This window comes from Microbulbifer thermotolerans, assembly GCF_900112305.1.
Taxonomy (GTDB): Bacteria; Pseudomonadota; Gammaproteobacteria; order Pseudomonadales; family Cellvibrionaceae; genus Microbulbifer; species Microbulbifer thermotolerans.
Genome location: NZ_FOKT01000004.1, coordinates 109856 through 127064, shown reverse-complemented (window position 1 = coordinate 127064; position 17209 = coordinate 109856). Strand labels below are relative to the sequence as shown.

Here is a 17209-nt window from a genome sequence, read left to right as displayed (position 1 = left end):
TCAGCCGGCGGGTCTTCTCGGCATTGCACCTATTTTGAGTGTAATAGGTGAAGGGGCTGCACATCCTTGTGCCTGACGACCTGGTATCCCTACCGTCGTGGCAATCACTACTTGGAGAAGAAGAACTCGTCTTCCATTATCCGCGGCGTGATAAAGATCAGCAGCTCGCGCTTGTCATTCTGGCGGGTGCTCCTCTTAAACAAGTGGCCCAAATAGGGGATGTCCCCCAGTAGCGGCACCTTGGTCTCACCTTCGATTACCTGGCTTTCAAAAATACCACCGAGTACCAACGTCTCCCCGTTGCTGACCAGCACCTTGGTCGAGAGGGTATTGACGTTAATAGCCGGGATCTCGCTACCGGTTGCCAAGTCGGTATACAGTTCGCCGACGCTATTCTGGTCGATCTGCAGGTCCATGATGATGTTGTTGTCCGGCGTAATCTGCGGCGTCACACTCAGCTGCAGCACCGCCTCGCGGAAAGTCACCGATGCAGCCCCGGAGGAGGTGGCCTCCAGATAGGGGATTTCCACACCAGACTGGATAGTGGCCTCTTGCTTGTCGCCAGTCATCACCTTGGGCTGGGAGACAATCTCCGCCTTACCCACATCCTCCAACGCCGACAATTCCAGGCCCAGATAGAAGTTGTCTTTCAAGATCGCATAGGCAATGCTGCCAGCCGACTCCGTCAATCCTAAGTCCACCAAGGGCGCGCCGTGCGTACTGACTGGCGAAGAGACGCTTGGCCCCGAACCATTACCAGTAACAGTGCCAGAATCCTGGGTTCCAGAACCAATACCTATCTTGTCGTCATCAATATTGTGGCTTTCGACGTAGTTCCACTGCACTCCAAAGTCCCGCTGGAAATCCGAGTTGGCGTTGACGATGCGCGCCTCGATCATGACTTGGCGGATGGGAATATCAATGGCTTCGATCAGTTCGCGGAACTGGGCAATCTTCTCTTCAGTGTCTGTCAAAATAATTGTGTTGGTGCGCTCGTCGACAATGGCACTACCACGGGACGAGAGGATGCTGCGCTGGTCATCGTCCTGCCGACCACCGGCAAAATTGCCCTGATTAAATCCACCACCCTGCTGTTGACCAGAGAAGAGCGTAAACAGTTCGCGCGCGTCGGCGTAACGCACGTGGATATACTCGGTATGCAGCGGAGCCAGCTCTTCAAGCTGCTTGCGAGTTTCCAGCTCCTGGCGCTCGCGCTCAGCAATTTCCGCCGCCGGCGCCACCATAATCACATTGCCCTCCTGACGTTTGTCCAGCCCCTTGGCTTTCAGGATCAGATCCAGCGCCTGATCCCAGGGTACACCGTCGAGACGCAGGGTGATTCGGCCACTGACTGTATCGCTGGCCACCAAGTTGAGGTCAGTGAAGTCCGCGATCAGCTGCAGTACGGAACGCACTTCAATATCTTGGAAGTTCAGCGACAGCTTCTCGCCAGTGAACTGGAACTCTTTCTGTTTCTCGCGTATTTCCGCCACCGTGAGCGGTTTGACGCTCAGCACATACTCACCGTCCGCCTGATAGGCCAGGTAATCGTAATCGCTGCCTGAGGGCTCCACCGAAATCACAGAGTTGCGGCCGTCATAATCGACGGTGATGGTTTTGACCGGAGTCGCAAAATCGGTGACATCCAGACGCTGGCGCAGAGACTCCGGCAAATCCGCGCCGAGAAAAGTCAGCATAATCTTGCCGCGGGTACGCTCGACATCGATATTCACCGCCGGGTCCGTAAGACTCACTATCAGCTTGCCTTCACCCGCTTCACCGCGGCGGAAATCCACATTGCGGATGGCCACATCCCCCGCGGCCCGGAACTGCTTCTGTCCACCGAGATTCAAGCCCTGATCATGGCTTGGCGTTACCGGAGCTGCGGCCACGGAAGCCGTTGTCGCGGAGTCCGCACCTATCTCCATGATAACTTGGTTACCTTTGCGTTCGCTGGTATAGACCGGCAGTTGATCCAGATTGACGATCAGGCGAGTGCGGTCTTCACTGGAGACCACCACGGCGCTGCGCGCACTGCCGATACCCAAAGAATACTTTTTCTCTGGCAGCGCGCTCTCCACACCGGCAAAATCCATCACTATGCGGGCCGGCTGCTCAATAGTGTATCCGGTGGGTTCCGGCGGCAGATCACTGAACGTGAGCCGCAACTGTACACGGCCTCCGGGCAGCTCGGAAAACTGGATGTCGTTTAGCTGGTTGACCTGAGCCGACGAAACCGCTGGGATCAGCGCCAAACTGAGCAACAGAACCCGAAAGAGAGCCATTAACCTGGCGAGTTGCGTGTTGATCATTATCAGTTGTCCTTCTCTTCCAAAGTCAGCGCCCGCGGCCTTTCGATCCAGCCACCGGTGCCATCCGGTACGATTTCCAAAACATCAATCTGGGTTTCTGAGGCGTTGACCACCCGCCCGTGGTTCTTGCCCAGATAATTGCCGACGGTGATTCGGTGAATACCACCCTCGCCGTCGTCGATCAGCGCCCAGAGCTGGCCGCCCCTGGACAGGGTTCCCACCATGGACAAGGCATCAAAATTGAAGCGTTCTAGCAGTTCCCGCTGGCGGTTTAAGTCTGGTGCCACATCGAGCTTGCGCCCCACCAACCGCTGTTCAGACTCCAGCACCGGACGGCTGAACGGACTGCGCTGAGCGGCCGCACTGTAGACATAGGGGCTGTATGGCGTGAAGGTAGGTATCGGTTCTATCTGCCCCTTCGGCTTGTGTTTAACCGCGGCCATTTTCTGCCGCAGGTCACTGTGGTCGCCGTCGAGCGCGCAGCCGGCCAGAGTCAGCAGGACCGAGACAAGGGCAATGCGTTTCATCATCCCTCTTCCCCCTGATCCTTGTAGCGATAGGTCTTGGCATTGATGACCATACTCAGCAATGCACCGCTGTCTTTACTTGTCTTGATATCAAAATCATGCAGGGTGACGATGCGCGGCATACCTGCGATACCGCTGACGAAAGCCCCAAATTCGTGATAACCGCCTTCCACCTCGATGCGGATGGGCAGCTCAACATAAAATTCGCCGACCTGCTCATTCTCCAGCTGCACCTTTTTAATAGTGAGCCCACTGCCGCGGCCATACTCGTCGATATCCTCCAGCAGCCCCGGTACCTCTGTGTCCTTGGGAAGCTGTTTCAACAGAGCGCCAAAGATATCTTCCATTTCCGCCAGCTGTTCGCGATAGGCATCCAGGTTGGCCGCCTCGAACGACTTGCGCTCGAACTGTGTAAACAGTTCCTGTTCCTTGTTGGCGGCCAGCTCCAGCTGTTGATAGCGATCGCTGATCAAGACGTAATAACCTCCGGCAATCAATACGGCAGCGATTACGATCAGCAATGCCACGCGCCCGGCCAGAGGCCAGACTCCCACGCGCGAGAAATCGATATCGTTGATATCGAGCTCGTTAAGTTTTTTGAGCGTATCCTCCAATGCCATGGTCGGGCCCCTTTAATTTCCCGCGTCAGCTTGTTCTTCGTCTTTTTTGCGCCCGCTGACATTGACAGTCATCTGGAAAGCGCTGGCCTGTTCGCCGAATTCAGGCCTGGCGGTCACTCCCGTGAGGTTGGGGTTTTCATACCAGTCGGACTGATCCAGATTGCGCATAAAGGAGGAAACCCGGTTGTTGGATTCCGCCACCCCGGCGATTTGCACCGCATTACCTTTGCGCGCCAGGCTGGTCAGCCAAAGCCCTTCCGGTGCCGCCCGGACCATCTCATCGAAATAGCGCACGGCCAGCGGCCGGTTGCCCTGCAACTCTTGGATCACGCGCATGCGATCAATCAACTCCTGCCGGCGCTTCTTCAACTCCTTGATTTCGCGCACCTGCTTGTTCAGCGTATTGATTTCCGTTTGCAGTATCTGATTGCGCTCATTTTGATTGGCAATTTGACCGTCGACGGTCTTCATCCACAGAAACAGGGAAAAGCCGGCTGCCATTACCACCAACACGGCTACCTGTTGGAACTCTTTCTGTTTTTGCGCCCGATATTCCTGACGCCAGGGGAGTAGGTTGATCTTCGCCATCTCAGTACTCCTTCTCCCGCATCGCCAGGCCGGCGGCAATCATCAGCGACGGAGCTTCGCTGGCCAGCGCCTGGCTGTTGACCCGAGAGGCCACCGCCATATCGAGGAAAGGATTGGCCACCAATGTCGGCTTGTTGAGTTTCTGACCGACCATATCGGCCAGTCCATCCATCGCCGCTACACCGCCGCCAAGCAGTATGTAGTCGACGTCGCTGTAGGAAGAGGACGAGTAGAAAAATTGTAGAGAGCGCGTGACTTGTTGCACCACGGCATCGAGGAAAGGCTCCAGCACCTCCGGATAGTAATCGTCCGGCAAGCCGCTACCGCCCTGGCGCTTGGCTAAACCGGCCTCTTCCGAAGACAGACCGTAACGGCGCTGGATTTCATCGGTTAGCTGGCGGCCGCCAAACAACTGTTCGCGAGTGTAGACGGTCTTGCCGTCCACCAGCACCGAAAGCGCGGTCATCGTCGCGCCAATATCAATCACCGCAACCACCAGTTGCTCCTGGGGCGGGAACTGGCGCTCCATCAGTGTGTAAGCCCGTTCAATCGCGTAGGCTTCCACATCCACCACCCCCGCCTGGAGTTCAGCTTCGGTCAGAGTGGAAACCCGCTGCTCGACCGTCTCGCTGCGACAAGCGGCCAGCAGAACTTCCACTTGGTCCTCGCCTTTGGCCGATGGCCCCTGCACCTCAAAATCCAGGTTTACTTCGTCGAGCGAAAAAGGAATGTATTGTTCTGCTTCCAGCGCTATCCGGGCCTCCAGATCATCATCGGAGAGATCCGCTGGCATTTCCAGAGTTTTGGTAATCACCGCGGAGCCGGATACAGCCACTGCCGCCTGGCGCAGACGGGTCTTGGAACGGCGCACTACCTTGCGGATAGCCTCCGCGGTCGCGCCCACGTCGTTGATATTTTTGTCCACCACCGCATTGGGCGGCAGAGGCTCCACGGCATAACACTCGACCCGATACCGGTCGCCGTTGCGACTGAGCTCCAGCAGCTTGACCGCGGTGGAGCTGATATCGAGTCCCAGCATGGCCTTGGGGCCTTTGTTGAGGAAAGGGAGCATCCCCATTTTTCTTATCTTTTCCGTGGGTTATGAGAATTTGATGTTATAGCACTTTAAATTACCGCCGCAACCATCAATTGCATAGGTAACAGCGCACAATATTCGTATAATCAACATTGTATTATCCGAAAAAGTTCAGAAGAGCCCCGCCCGTGCAGCCGCCCGCGGGGCAGATCCCACAACAGAAGCGTTTCCATGACCGAAAAAGCCCGCAATCGCCTGCTGTCCCTACTCTGGCTCTGTTTGGCAGGCGCTGCAGCAACAGCCATGGCCTTTGCCAGTATCTATCTCTACCTCAAGCCGGGATTGCCATCGGTGGAGAGCCTGCGCGATATCCGCCTGCAGACACCGTTGCGAATCTACTCACAGGACATGAAGCTGATTGGGGAATTCGGCGAGAAACGGCGCAACCCGATCACGATCGAGCAAACACCTGAATTGTTTATCAAAGCCGTACTCGCCGCCGAGGACTCAGGATTTTACTCCCATAACGGCGTCTCTATTAAAGGTTTAGTGAGAGCTGCATCACAATTATTGCAAACGGGCTCCATCCAGTCCGGCGGCAGCACGCTGACCATGCAGGTGGCAAGAAACTTCTTCCTCAGCCGCGAACAGCGGTTCCTGCGCAAGTTCAATGAAATACTACTGTCGTTGCAGATTGAGCAGGAACTCAGTAAAGACGAAATTCTCGAGCTCTACATCAATAAAATTTTTCTCGGCAACCGCGCCTACGGTTTTCAGGCTGCGGCCCATGTGTATTACGGGCGTGATATCAATGAACTCAATCTCGCCCAGTGGGCCATGATGGCGGGGCTGCCCAAAGCCCCGTCCACCTATAATCCCATTGCCAACCCCACCCGGGCCCTGGTGCGCCGCAACTGGATTCTGAAACGGATGCTGGAGCTGGGATACATCGATCAGGATGACTACAAGAATTCCATTACAGCTCCTGTTACCGCTAGCTATCACGGCCGCGACCTCGACCTCGACGCCCCCTACGTTGCCGAAATGGCGCGCAAGAAAGCGGTAGAACTCTTCGGCGATAACGCCTATACCGATGGCTATCAAATAATCACCACCGTCGACAGCCGCCTGCAGGACACGGCTCGCAAGGCGCTGCAACGCGGTCTGGAAGCATACGACACCCGTCACGGCTACCGCGGCCCGGAACAGCGCCTGGATGCGGCATTATTGGAAGATAGTGACCTCCTGGTTGATCTGCTCAATGAAATCCCAGTACTTGGAGGACTTGAACCTGCAGTGGTTACCGCTGTTGAGCCACAGCGGCTGCAGGTGCAGCTGCGGGATCGCCGTGTCGTTGAAATACCCTGGGAAAACGGCCTGGACAGCATCCGCCCTTACCTTTCCGAAAACGCCCGAGGGCCACGCCTGCGCTCAGCCGAGGAAATGTTCGCCCCTGGAGATGTAGTGCGCCTGCGCCGTGTGGAGATAAAACCCGAGCCGAACTCCGAAACGGCGAAAGCTGGGAATGAAGCGGGCGCAGAAGACCCCTTTGAAGTCGGTGATGAGCCCGCCTCTGCAGAGCAGGAAACCGCTCAGCCGCGCGAGGAATGGCTCTTGGCACAAGTGCCGGAAGCACAGGGCGCGCTGGTTTCTTTAGATCCTGAGGACGGCGCCATCCGCGCCCTGGTTGGAGGCTACGATTTCCATCAAAGCCATTTCAACCGCGTTACCCAGGCGGCGCGCCAGCCCGGCTCCAACTTCAAGCCGTTTATCTACGCTTCTGCAATCGAGAAAGGCTATACCGCCGCCAGCATTATCAACGACGCGCCCATTATCTTCGAAGAAACCAATCTGCAAGACGTGTGGCGCCCCGAAAACGACAGCGGTCGCTTTCTTGGCCCCATCCGCTTGCGCGAAGCGCTGTACCGATCGCGCAACTTGGTATCCATCCGCCTGTTACAGGCCCTGGGTATCGATTATGCACTGGGCTTTGTCGAGCGCTTTGGGTTCGAACGCAGCAAGCTGGCCCGCAATCTGACTATCGCCCTGGGTAGCTCTGCGCTGACGCCACTCGAGGTGGCCCGAGGCTACGCCACCTTCGCCAACGGCGGCTACCGTATCGAACCCTATCTGGTGGACAAAGTGTTGGACGTCCACGGGCAGCTGGCCTACCAGGCATTGCCGCTGACGGTGTGCCGCAACTGTCCCGAGCCCGGAAGCGAGCAGCTTCCGCTTGAACCCGTGGATCTGTTGGAAGCACAGCTCGAGCGCGACGTCTCGTCAACGGACGAAGAACCGATTGAATTGCGTACCCTGCCAACGGCACCACTTGATCCAGCCAGGGAACAGGCGCGCCCCCGTGCGCCCCGAGCGATATCACCACAAACGGCCTACATCATGGATTCAATCCTGAAGGACGTCATTAAGAAGGGCACCGGTCGTCGCGCATTGGTGATGAAACGGGGCGATATCGCCGGCAAAACCGGCACCACCAACGGCCCGCGCGATGCCTGGTTCTCCGGCTACAGCCCCTACTTGGTCACTAGCACCTGGGTCGGCTTCGACTCCAATGGCGAGCTGGGCAAAAATGAGTACGGCGGCTCGGCGGCTCTCCCCATCTGGATCGACTTTATGAGTGCCGCACTGGAGGGGCTGCCGGAGCGGCACCTACCTCAGCCGGACGACATTGTTACTGTTCGCATCAATCCGAAAACCGGCCTGCGCACTTCCCGCGGTGGCATGTTCGAGATCTTCCGCGCTGACCGGATACCGGGCCGCGAGACCTACAGCGCCTATCAGCCGATTTATAACGGTGATGACAAGGACGCAGCTAACGACGAGCAACAGGAAAAAGCATTACCGGAAGAGCTGTTTTAAGTCGGAGAGCAGAGCTACCCACCTCTCCGACCCGCCCGTGCAGTTCTTTGCGGGCTCAGTGCCCTGCGTGGAGAGGGCATTCGCGAATCAGGTACCGAAATTGAACGGTGTTAAGGGGGGTCAACGATTATTGCGATACTGCAGACAAGCCCGTTCGAGTCCAGTCAGATCTGGAATCACGGCTTCTTCTCCAGATAGAGCCACATGCATCAGCTCTCCCTGGTGACAAGGTTGATCGCGGCGCGCCAATTCTTCCGGAGTTACCCGCACCAAACGCGGCGTACCCGCGAGCACCAGGGCAAGAAACGGCAGGTCACCTCCGGGATTGCCGCTGTTCAATACAGCGATACGCCCACTTTCACTGACAGCCGCCAATGACCCTCCCCGCATTACTTCGAAGGACAACAGTGGCAGCCGCTGCTCGCGCCAGTTGAGCTCCCCCAGATACCAAGCCGGAGCGTCGTAGGCTGCCACTGGCGTCTGCATGGCAATGACTTCCGACAAGGTGTCCACAGGCACCAGCAGCTGGCCATCCGCCAACGGCAGCAACAGACTGCTCAGCTCCTGGGGCACATCCACCGACAGCGCTTTCACTTCACTCATCGCCAATCTCTTTTCCGTTTACTGATGGGCTGTCAGCCGCTGGCCGCCGCCTCGCCGGTATATTCCCGGATCGTTTCCAATAAGACCTCTTCCTGATAGGGCTTACCCAAATAATGATTTACGCCTAACGACAAGGCGTAGTCGCGGTGTTTACTGCCTGTTCGGGAAGTGATCATCACGATCGGAATATCTCTCAGCCGCTGGTTTCCACGGATATGCCGCGCCACCTCAAAGCCATCCATGCGCGGCATTTCAATATCGAGCAGTATCAGGTCGGGAATTTGATCCTGCAGCTGAATTACCGCGTCCTGACCATCTTTGGCAGTGGTAACCAGATAGCCTTCACGCTCCAGGAAGCGGGAAGTCACTTTGCGCACCGTCACGGAGTCGTCCACTACCATGACCTTAAGCTGCCGCTCCTCCGGCTCCGGGAGCACCTGGGGTTTTGATTCCAGCTTCGCCACATCGGGCCGCGCCAACTGCGCCGCCTGGCGGCGAAGCAGGGCGTGGGGATCGAGAATCACCACCACGGTACCGTCACCGGTTACCGTTGCACCGGAAACCCCTTGCACACCGGCAAATTGGGGGCCCAGGCTTTTCACCACGATTTCCCGACTCCCCATGATGGCATCGACCTGCAGTGCCATGGCGTGGCCCTCGGAGCGCACCAACAACACCGGCAGCTGCATGTCCCGCCCGTCGAGCTTCGGACGGGCCCCTGACTTCAGCAGAGTACCGAAATAGCTCACCTCATAGGGCTCACCAGCGTATTCGAAGTGTGCACCCTCAGTGCGGTAGTAGTGTTCCAACTCAAAGGGACTGAGCCGCACTATCCCTTCAATGGTATTCAACGGCAGAGCGAAAAGATCTTCGCCGATCTTGACCATCAAGGCGCGGTTCACCGACACCGTAAACGGCAATCGGACAATAAACTCCGTGCCCTGGCCCGCCTGGGAGTTGATATGCACGGTGCCGCCGATCTGTTTGATTTCCGCCGACACCACGTCCATACCAACGCCACGTCCGGAGATCTGCGTAACTTTGTCCGCGGTACTAAAGCCCGCCTGAAGAATAAACTGCAGGATCTCGTTATTGGACAACTCCGCATCCGGGCGCATCAGACCTCTCTCTATGGCCTTCTCCCGGACTTTCATCAAATTGATACCAGCGCCGTCGTCGCTGATAGAGAGCACTACCTCACTGCCCTCACGCTCCAGCGCCACACTGATACGACCGCGCTCCGGCTTGCCCGCTGCGGCGCGTACCTCCGGCGCTTCAATCCCGTGATCCACCGCGTTGCGCAACATATGCTCGAGCGGAGCCACCATGCGTTCGAGCATGGATCTGTCCAGCTCACCCTCGACGTTGGAGAACACCAGATCAACCTGCTTACCAAGCTCGGCACTGACTTGTCGCACAATGCGACGCAGGCGCGGCACCAGGCGAGAGAAGGGCACCATGCGGCTGCGCATGAGTCCCTCCTGCAGCTCCGTATTCACCCGGGACTGCTGCAACAACAATGTCTCGGTATCTCGCGCTTTGTTGCCAAGCGTCGCGCGCAGCTCCATCAAGTCCGATGTGGATTCGAGAAGAGAGCGGGACAGTTGCTGAATGGATGAGTAGCGGTCCATCTCCAACGGATCGAAATCATCGTCCTGCTCAGCCAACTGCTCCTGGCGGAACAAGATTTGCGCCTCGGTTTCCATATCCAGGCGCCGCAACTGTTCGTTCAAGCGTTGCAGGGTGGAATCCATTTCATCCAGAGCCAGGCCAAACTCGCTGATCTGCTCTTCCAGCCGGCTGCGCGAAATGGAGGTTTCACCCGCCAGGTTAACCAGTTCCTCCAAGAGCTCCGCAGCCACCCGCACCATCTCTTGCGGCTGGTTCCTCACCCCAGCGCCGGATTCGCGTTCGCTGACACCCGCTTTCTTGCGGATAAACGGCAGCACATTGCTCGGTGGTTCATCCCTGGGCGCCGGCACGGCCTGCGGAGGCTGCTCAGCCGGCGGTTCCGGGGTTGTATCCGTTATTTCGGCGGCCTGCCTCGGTTCATCCAATACGGGGGTCACCTCGGGTGTCTCTTGATAACCCGCCGGGGCCGTGTCCTCCGCCATTTGCGCATCGGCCCAGGTAGTGCTGAGCAACTGGGCAAATGCGTCCAACTGTTCACCCCCCATCCAGGCACGCACGGTTTCCACACCGGCTGCAATGCGGTCATAGATGGCGTGAGCATCGGCAAAGAATTCCATTGAAGGCTCTGCTTTGCCCTGCATGCCCTCAATAACTGTCTCGAAGCGGTGCGCCACTTCACCCAGTCCCATGACACCGGCCATACGCGCACCGCCCTTGAAGGTGTGCAGTACCCGCTTCAACGCTTCGGCCTGGCTTTGGTCAGCTGGCGCCTGCTCCCACTCCTGGATCAGTTCCTCCAGCTCATCGACCAGGTCGCCGGCTTCTTCCAAAAACACTTCGACGACGTCGGGATCAATATCCGCGAGCAGCTTTTGCAGTTCGTCGTCCGACGGCGACGTATCTGCCACTGGCTGTCGCACCTCGGCGACAGTACTCGCCGGTTCCTCCGCCATCGGCGCAGCCGGAGTGACCTGCTCCTCGAGGGGCGTTTCACTCCCTTCAACTGCACTGGGGGCAGACGACTGCCCATCGGCAATCAACAAATCATCAAAGCTCAGGTCACCGAATACGCCGGCCTCGTCGCGGCCATCCGTATCCAGACCACCCACTTCTTCGGTAGTAATAACCGCAGCAGGCTCGACTGCTTCCGCAACAGGCGGTACAAGAGCGTTTTCTTCCGCCGCTGGCGTTGTCCGTTGCTCATCTTCGGTGGCGGGCATGTGGTCCGCTTCAGCCGCTAGCAGTCCATCGAGCCCCCAGTCGCCGCTGTCGTCACTAGCTGCGACACTTGCGACGGGGGCCTCTTCTTCTGCCTGGGCAACGGGAATATCGGTGCTGTCGATGCCCAGCTCAGCCAAGTCGTAATCGTCCTCTTCGGACGATACATTGTCTCCTTGAGCGAGATAACGCAGTGCCTCCCCAACCGCTTCGCTGACCTCAGGCAGGTCCTGGGCCGCCGCTACAGCATCGACGAGATCTAGCAGCTCACTATGCCCCTCCTCCAGGGCGGACCAAAGCGCGGGCTCCACCTCAAGGCGGCCATCGATCACCTTGCGATAGACATTCAGCAGTAGCCGCGACAATTCGGCTAATGTCGGTAGTTGTGCACGACTGGCGGCTTCTTCCAGTACTTGCAGCTCTTCGGCAACCGGAGCCAACAGCGACTTGTCAGCGGGATTTGAGCGCCACTGCTTCAGCATTTGGTCCGCGTCCAGCAGTACTTTCATGCCATCGGCCATAATGACCGCCAGCAGCTGGGGATCCACCGATTTGGGTTGATTGGCCTCGCGCTCGCGGATCATCTGACCGACGGACCGTTCCTGCAGCTCAGCCACACGAGCGAGGAACTGTTCAGACTTTTCGATTACCGGCGCTTCTCCGGCGCGGATCTGTTCGAGTGCACGGCGGACATAGTCCGCGCCATCGCTGAACAGTTCGAATATGTCCGCATCAATGGATACCTGGTAGGTGCGCAGCTCCTTGGCAAACCGTTCCAGGGGGGCAACAAGCTGCGCCACGGCCGTTACCTCGGCCATATGCGCTGACCCCTTGAGGGTGTGCAGAGCGCGATGCATTGGATCGGACGGCACGTCATACAGGGGCGCGGCATCCCTCATCTCGGCGAGGAATTCATCCACCACTGCCAAGTGGGTCTCCGCTTCTTGAGCGAAAATTTCCCACAGCTGATCAATATCCTCGCCCGCATCTGCCGCCTCTTCCGCAGCCGGGATTTCCGGCATTTGCGATTCGGAGGCGGCCAACAAATCTTCCGGTTCTTCTCCATTGGCCAGTTGTTGGGCCCAAGCCTCCAACTGTGCAGTGCGCTGCGGATCCGGATCTCCGGTGCGCAACCGGAAGCCTTCGATCATCGATGGCAATTTGCGGCGAACCTGTTCCACGAGCTCCACATGGGCACGGGTGGGTTGCACCGTGTCGTCAATCACCCGATTGAGCATATTCTCGACAGCCCAGGCCAGCTCGCCGACTTCCACGGCCTCGACCATACGGCCGGAGCCTTTGAGCGTATGGAAGCCACGGCGGAACTCTACCAGCGCGTCGCGATTACCGAAGTTGGCAGCCCACTGGGGGAAGTATTGACCGATAGTTTCGAGTACCTCGGCACTCTCTTCCAAAAATATCTCGACAATCTCATCGTCGATCAGGTTGTCGTCGTCATCGAGACTCGCAGCCGGTGCAGTTTCAACCGGCTCGGCATGCGCATCAGCGTCGGCGGATAAAGTCGTGTCGGGCTCGGACTCGGACTCGAACTCCACAGTCTCAACCGCGGTCGGCTGCGTGCCCGCCAATTGCAGCTCAGCAGTGTAGTCACCCTCTTCTACCGCGGTAGTTTCTGCAGCGGAAATCGGCTCCTGAACTGGCTCATCGGGCAATTCCGCAATGAAGTCCGCTGTTGCCTCGGTTTCATCGGCGGTAGCGGCGTCCCCGACGGACAGGGGCTCGGCCTCAATCTCAAGAGCTTCGTCAGTCACCGCGAAGCCGAGAGTCGCTACACTATCTTCGGCCAGCGCGAGCAGCATGTCGGCATCTTCAATACCATCAGAGCGGCGCTCCAAGTAGTATTCGACACTGGTAATCGCATCTGCCAGTGTGTCGAGCAGCTTCCACTCAGGTTGCTCCTCAGCCTCGATCAGCCGCTCGCTCACATAGCGTTTGCAAGCATCGACTATTTTTCCGGCGCGCTGATAACCGACCATCTCCAGACCGCCGCAGACCTCCTGCAAGCGCTCCGGCACCCGGCTCAAATAGCTGATATCCCAGTGACTGGCGATGTATTCCACCACCGCCTCCTTGACCACCTCCAGGGCGAGGCGCGCCTCGCGCAACACTGTGTTGGTGGCATCGCCCATCAGCGGCTGATCGTCGTTGACTTGCTTATTGCGCGCGGCAGTAGATGCCAGGGCAGTATCTAATTGCACCAGATCGCCCGCGGCGCGCAGTAACAGCTCGTCAACATCCTGACCGCGCGCGGCGTCACGAAGACATTCGTACACGGTACGGGCACGGGCCCGCTGGTTTTCCAGGCCCAACACACCGAGTGTATCCGCCACTCGTTTGGCGATGGCGGCAGTATCGGACAGGGGCGGCCGTTCGGTGCTGGCGGTTTCGGGTTCCAGTGCCTCGCGCACTAGCCGCAACTCTTCGCGCAGTGCTTCCACTGCCGTGCCCAGGGCCTCTGGCCCCATGGCCAGAGCATTTTCAGTATCCGGACGCGGTGTACCGGGCACCGCCTTATCGAGTGCGTATGTTTGATAAAGCGCTTGGCAACGCGGGCCGTTGGGGCCAGCGAGGTACACATAAAACAACAGATTACGCACCAGGTCGCGGTCCAGGCGCGCGTCGAGCACCTTGGCTCCGCGCCCGGCGAGCAGGCGGAATTCCACGTCGATGCGCCGCAATAACTGGCGCAGAGCGGGCATTACGCTGATACGGTGCTCAGCAACCGCCTCGAAAATGCCGAGCAAGATCTCCCATAACGGCCGACGCACACTGCCGCTGTACAGCAGTGACATCTTCTCCGCGACCTTTACCAGGTAAGCGAGGCTCTCTTTACTGTTGACATCGCGGATTAGTCCTGCGCCCGCCACGTGATACATCTTGCGCAGCTTGCCAACCAGCTCCTGCAACTTGGCGTTGTTTCCAGTAAGGGCCTGCCGTTTACCGCGCACCTGTTCCAGTGGCGACAAGTCCGGAGCGAAGAGAGCCCCCTCGGTAATCAGGCGCTCACGGCGCACTGCTCGCAGGTCGTTCAATAAAGGGAGCAGAAGTATGGGGTTATCGCGCCGTTGAAAGGATACTTTTTCCAGGTACAGGGGAAGTTCGAGCAGGGCGCGCATGAGAAATTCGCGCGTCTCGTCACTATTTTCCACCTCACCGCCAGCCAGCGCCTGAACCAGCTGCTCCATTTCCTCGGCGAGCATAGCGGCGCCGCTTAATTCGGCCATATGGAGGCTGCCGTGCACCTGGTGGATCAATTCCAGGCAGTGCTTCAGCAGACCATTGTCCGCGGCTGACGCTCCCTCAGTGGAGGCTGAGGCGAAAGCTTCCAGTTGCTGGCGCGCCTGCGCCAGCGTGTCATTGATTTCACCAGTCAGCCAGCCTAGGGCGAGAAAGTTCGGATTGTCGTGACTCACGCCAAGTCCTCAGTAATTCAATCTGTACGCGAGCGCAACGCGCCCGGAACTCCGTCCGGTAAGAGGGATATTTCCCTCTTACCCACCTTCTTTTTGCACTCGGTGGAACCGGACATAGCACTCGGTTACGGGGCTCAGGCCAGAGCCCGGTCTTCACGGGCTTCCATGGCTTGGCTGTCCTCGGTATCGAGCAGCGGGAAGTCTTCATTACCGACTTCCGGCAATTCCACATCGTACAGATCGCCGCTCTCCTCAGCGCTCTCTTCACTGGGCAGCTTGAAGCCGGCAACAGATTCACGCAGTGTCTGCGCAGTTTTGGCCAGGTTACCAATCGATTGAGCAGTAGCTTGGGTACCGGCGGAGGTCTGGGAGGTAATCTCCTGAATCACGTTCATCGTATTCGAGATGTGACCCGCAGACGACGCTTGCTGGCGCGCCGCATTGGAGATGTTCTGAATCAATGTCGCCAAGTTGGTAGATACGCTCTCGATCTCTTCCAGGGCAACACCCGCGTCCTGTGCCAGACGGGCACCGCGCACCACCTCGGTGGTGGTTTGCTCCATCGAGATCACCGCCTCGTTGGTGTCGGACTGAATAGCTTTTACCAGGCCTTCAATCTGCTTGGTCGCAGCAGCAGATCTTTCCGCCAGCCGCTGTACCTCGTCCGCTACCACCGCGAAGCCGCGGCCCGCCTCACCGGCCATGCTCGCCTGAATGGCCGCGTTCAATGCAAGAATGTTGGTCTGGTCGGCAATATCGTTAATCAAGCTCACGATATCGCCAATCTCCTGGGAGGATTCACCCAGACGCTTGATACGCTTGGAGGTGTCCTGAATCTGTTCGCGGATGTTATCCATGCCCTTGATGGTGTTCTGCACCACCTTGGCGCCGTTACTCGCGATTTGCACCGAGCGCTCCGCCACCTGAGCGGACTCCGCGGCGTTGGCAGATACCTGGTCAATGGTTACCGCCATCTCGTTTACCGCCGCCGAGGCGCCGGCGATCTCCTGCGCCTGGTGCTCGGAGGCCTCGGCCAGGTGCAACGCGGTCTGCTGGGTTTCCTGCGACAGGGTGGACACTTCCTGCGCCGCAGTAGTGATTCGAGATACCAGCACACGCAGCTGGTCAATGGTGTAGTTGATAGAGTCCGCGATGGCACCGGTAAAGGCCTCGGTCACCGTTGCCTGAGTGGTGAGGTCACCATCCGCGAGGTCGGCCAACTCATCGAGCAGCTGCATAATTGCCTGCTGGTTGCGCTCGTTGGTCTCGGATTCCTCGCGCAGGCTGCGGCGGGTACCGGAGAAGGCCACGATCATCATGCCGAAAATCAGCATCACGAAAATACCGGCAAAGATCGCGATTGTCTGGTTGTTGGGCTGGCGCTCACCGGACAAGCTTACGATGCGGTCGTTCAGTTTGGAGAGCGATTCCAGTAGCTCCGGTGAAGACGCCAGAATACCGTCCGCCGCCTGCCGGGTGGCAAACAGTGCCGGAGTGGCTTCGAAAATTTCCCGCACCGAGGAACTTACAAACTCAAACAGCTCGGTGATTTCTTCCAGCGACTGGCGCGCCTCCTCATCGGTCACCCGAGAGATGCCCATAACCACGTCGCCATTCTTCATACCCTCAACCACTTTACCGAAGAGGCTGGCGTCGGTATTGAACTGGTCCGCGGCGGCCTCGGCGTCGTCGCCACCCTGCAGCATTTTGTCGATGTTCCGGCCGATACGCTCAGCCCGCCACACCTGCAGCTGTGCCTGCTCCACCTGGTTGGCGGGTGCATTGTTGGCGAGCAGGATTTCCACGATGTTGTTGTGCTCCGCCTGCAGCTCCGGCAGAGAGTCATTCAAAGTGCTGGCCACATCGTTCAGGAATATGATCGAGTCCTTGTTGCCGATAATGGTGTCCGCCTGCTCCCGCACTTGACGCCACACCAGGCCGAACTCCGTCAACTCCGACTCCAGCGCGCGGCGGGTGCCCGGGTCTGCCCCCTGCAGCTGGTTCCAGGTGCTAGCCATCTGGCCAATCACCTTTTCCAGCTCGGCAAAGGCTTCTTCGTCACCGGCGGTAGCCGCAGGCGCGTGTGACACCACCTGGTACGAGAGAGCCCGCAGCTCAGCAACCTGCTGCAGATACTGCTTGTCTCGGTCGCCCTGGGTTTGCACCAGGTAGATACTGACAATCAGCCCCGCCAGTGCGGCGAGCACCAGCAGGCCCATAAACAACGCTGCGGGGTTACTGCGCAGCGCGGAAAAGGAACTCTGGGAGCCTGTTTTCATAATTTACTCCTGGCGGACCTGTGCATTAGGCCAATTTTTCTTATTACCACGTTTATCCAACGCTTTTTCCGGAACAGCCCTCA

Annotated in this window: 9 protein-coding genes; 1 reads left to right on the top strand and 8 read right to left on the bottom strand. The window is 58.3% G+C overall.

Annotation, left to right across the window (positions count from 1 at the left end):
- Positions 1-107: 107 nt before the first annotated feature.
- Genes BM155_RS07610 through BM155_RS07590 form a run of 5 tightly spaced genes read right to left on the bottom strand, consistent with a single transcriptional unit; the run spans position 108 to position 5125 of the window.
- Positions 108-2312: a type IV pilus secretin PilQ gene (locus BM155_RS07610; RefSeq protein ID WP_067150340.1), complete on the bottom strand. Its 2205-nt coding sequence runs from the start codon at positions 2310-2312 to the stop codon at positions 108-110.
- A 2-nt stretch (positions 2313-2314) separates the two neighbouring features.
- Positions 2315-2842 carry a pilus assembly protein PilP gene (locus BM155_RS07605; protein ID WP_082817342.1) on the bottom strand — a complete coding sequence of 176 codons (528 nt, stop codon included), beginning with the start codon at positions 2840-2842 and terminating at the stop codon, positions 2315-2317.
- Positions 2839-3459, bottom strand: coding sequence for a type IV pilus inner membrane component PilO (locus tag BM155_RS07600; RefSeq protein ID WP_067150333.1), 621 nt, complete (start codon positions 3457-3459; stop codon positions 2839-2841). The genes BM155_RS07605 and BM155_RS07600 overlap by 4 nt, the downstream gene beginning before the upstream one ends.
- 12 nt (positions 3460-3471) lie before the next feature.
- The gene (locus BM155_RS07595) at positions 3472-4047 is read right to left on the bottom strand and encodes a PilN domain-containing protein (protein ID WP_067150330.1); all 576 of its coding nucleotides are present in this window, start codon (positions 4045-4047) and stop codon (positions 3472-3474) included.
- 1 nt (position 4048) lies between these two features.
- Positions 4049-5125: a pilus assembly protein PilM gene (locus tag BM155_RS07590; protein WP_074902186.1), complete on the bottom strand. Its 1077-nt coding sequence runs from the start codon at positions 5123-5125 to the stop codon at positions 4049-4051.
- Between the two features lie 189 nt (positions 5126-5314).
- Between BM155_RS07590 and BM155_RS07585 the strand changes: the two genes are divergently transcribed.
- Positions 5315-7960, top strand: coding sequence for a penicillin-binding protein 1A (locus BM155_RS07585; RefSeq protein ID WP_074902183.1), 2646 nt, complete (start codon positions 5315-5317; stop codon positions 7958-7960).
- Between the two features lie 120 nt (positions 7961-8080).
- On the opposite strand, the gene BM155_RS07580 is transcribed toward BM155_RS07585, so the two are convergent.
- The 3 genes from BM155_RS07580 to BM155_RS07570 all read right to left on the bottom strand — a co-directional run bounded on the left by BM155_RS07580 (position 8081) and on the right by BM155_RS07570 (position 17126).
- Positions 8081-8563, bottom strand: a complete 483-nt coding sequence (locus tag BM155_RS07580; RefSeq protein ID WP_074902180.1) for a chemotaxis protein CheW — start codon at positions 8561-8563, stop codon at positions 8081-8083.
- Between the two features lie 32 nt (positions 8564-8595).
- The gene (locus tag BM155_RS07575; RefSeq protein ID WP_074902178.1) at positions 8596-14847 is read right to left on the bottom strand and encodes a hybrid sensor histidine kinase/response regulator; all 6252 of its coding nucleotides are present in this window, start codon (positions 14845-14847) and stop codon (positions 8596-8598) included.
- Positions 14848-14981: 134 nt separating this feature from the next.
- Complete coding sequence (locus BM155_RS07570; protein ID WP_067150313.1) at positions 14982-17126, bottom strand: methyl-accepting chemotaxis protein; 2145 nt, start codon at positions 17124-17126, stop codon at positions 14982-14984.
- Between the last annotated feature and the right edge of the window lie 83 nt (positions 17127-17209).

Bases quoted from the DNA above. Each gene is read 5' to 3' on its own strand.
- BM155_RS07610 (WP_067150340.1), bottom strand. From the start codon at position 2,312: ATGATCAACACGCAACTCGCCAGGTTAATGGCTCTCTTTCGGGTTCTG.
- BM155_RS07605 (WP_082817342.1), bottom strand. From the start codon at position 2,842: ATGATGAAACGCATTGCCCTTGTCTCGGTCCTGCTGACTCTGGCCGGC.
- BM155_RS07600 (WP_067150333.1), bottom strand. From the start codon at position 3,459: ATGGCATTGGAGGATACGCTCAAAAAACTTAACGAGCTCGATATCAAC.
- BM155_RS07595 (WP_067150330.1), bottom strand. From the start codon at position 4,047: ATGGCGAAGATCAACCTACTCCCCTGGCGTCAGGAATATCGGGCGCAA.
- BM155_RS07590 (WP_074902186.1), bottom strand. From the start codon at position 5,125: ATGGGGATGCTCCCTTTCCTCAACAAAGGCCCCAAGGCCATGCTGGGA.
- BM155_RS07585 (WP_074902183.1), top strand. From the start codon at position 5,315: ATGACCGAAAAAGCCCGCAATCGCCTGCTGTCCCTACTCTGGCTCTGT.
- BM155_RS07580 (WP_074902180.1), bottom strand. From the start codon at position 8,563: ATGAGTGAAGTGAAAGCGCTGTCGGTGGATGTGCCCCAGGAGCTGAGC.
- BM155_RS07570 (WP_067150313.1), bottom strand. From the start codon at position 17,126: ATGAAAACAGGCTCCCAGAGTTCCTTTTCCGCGCTGCGCAGTAACCCC.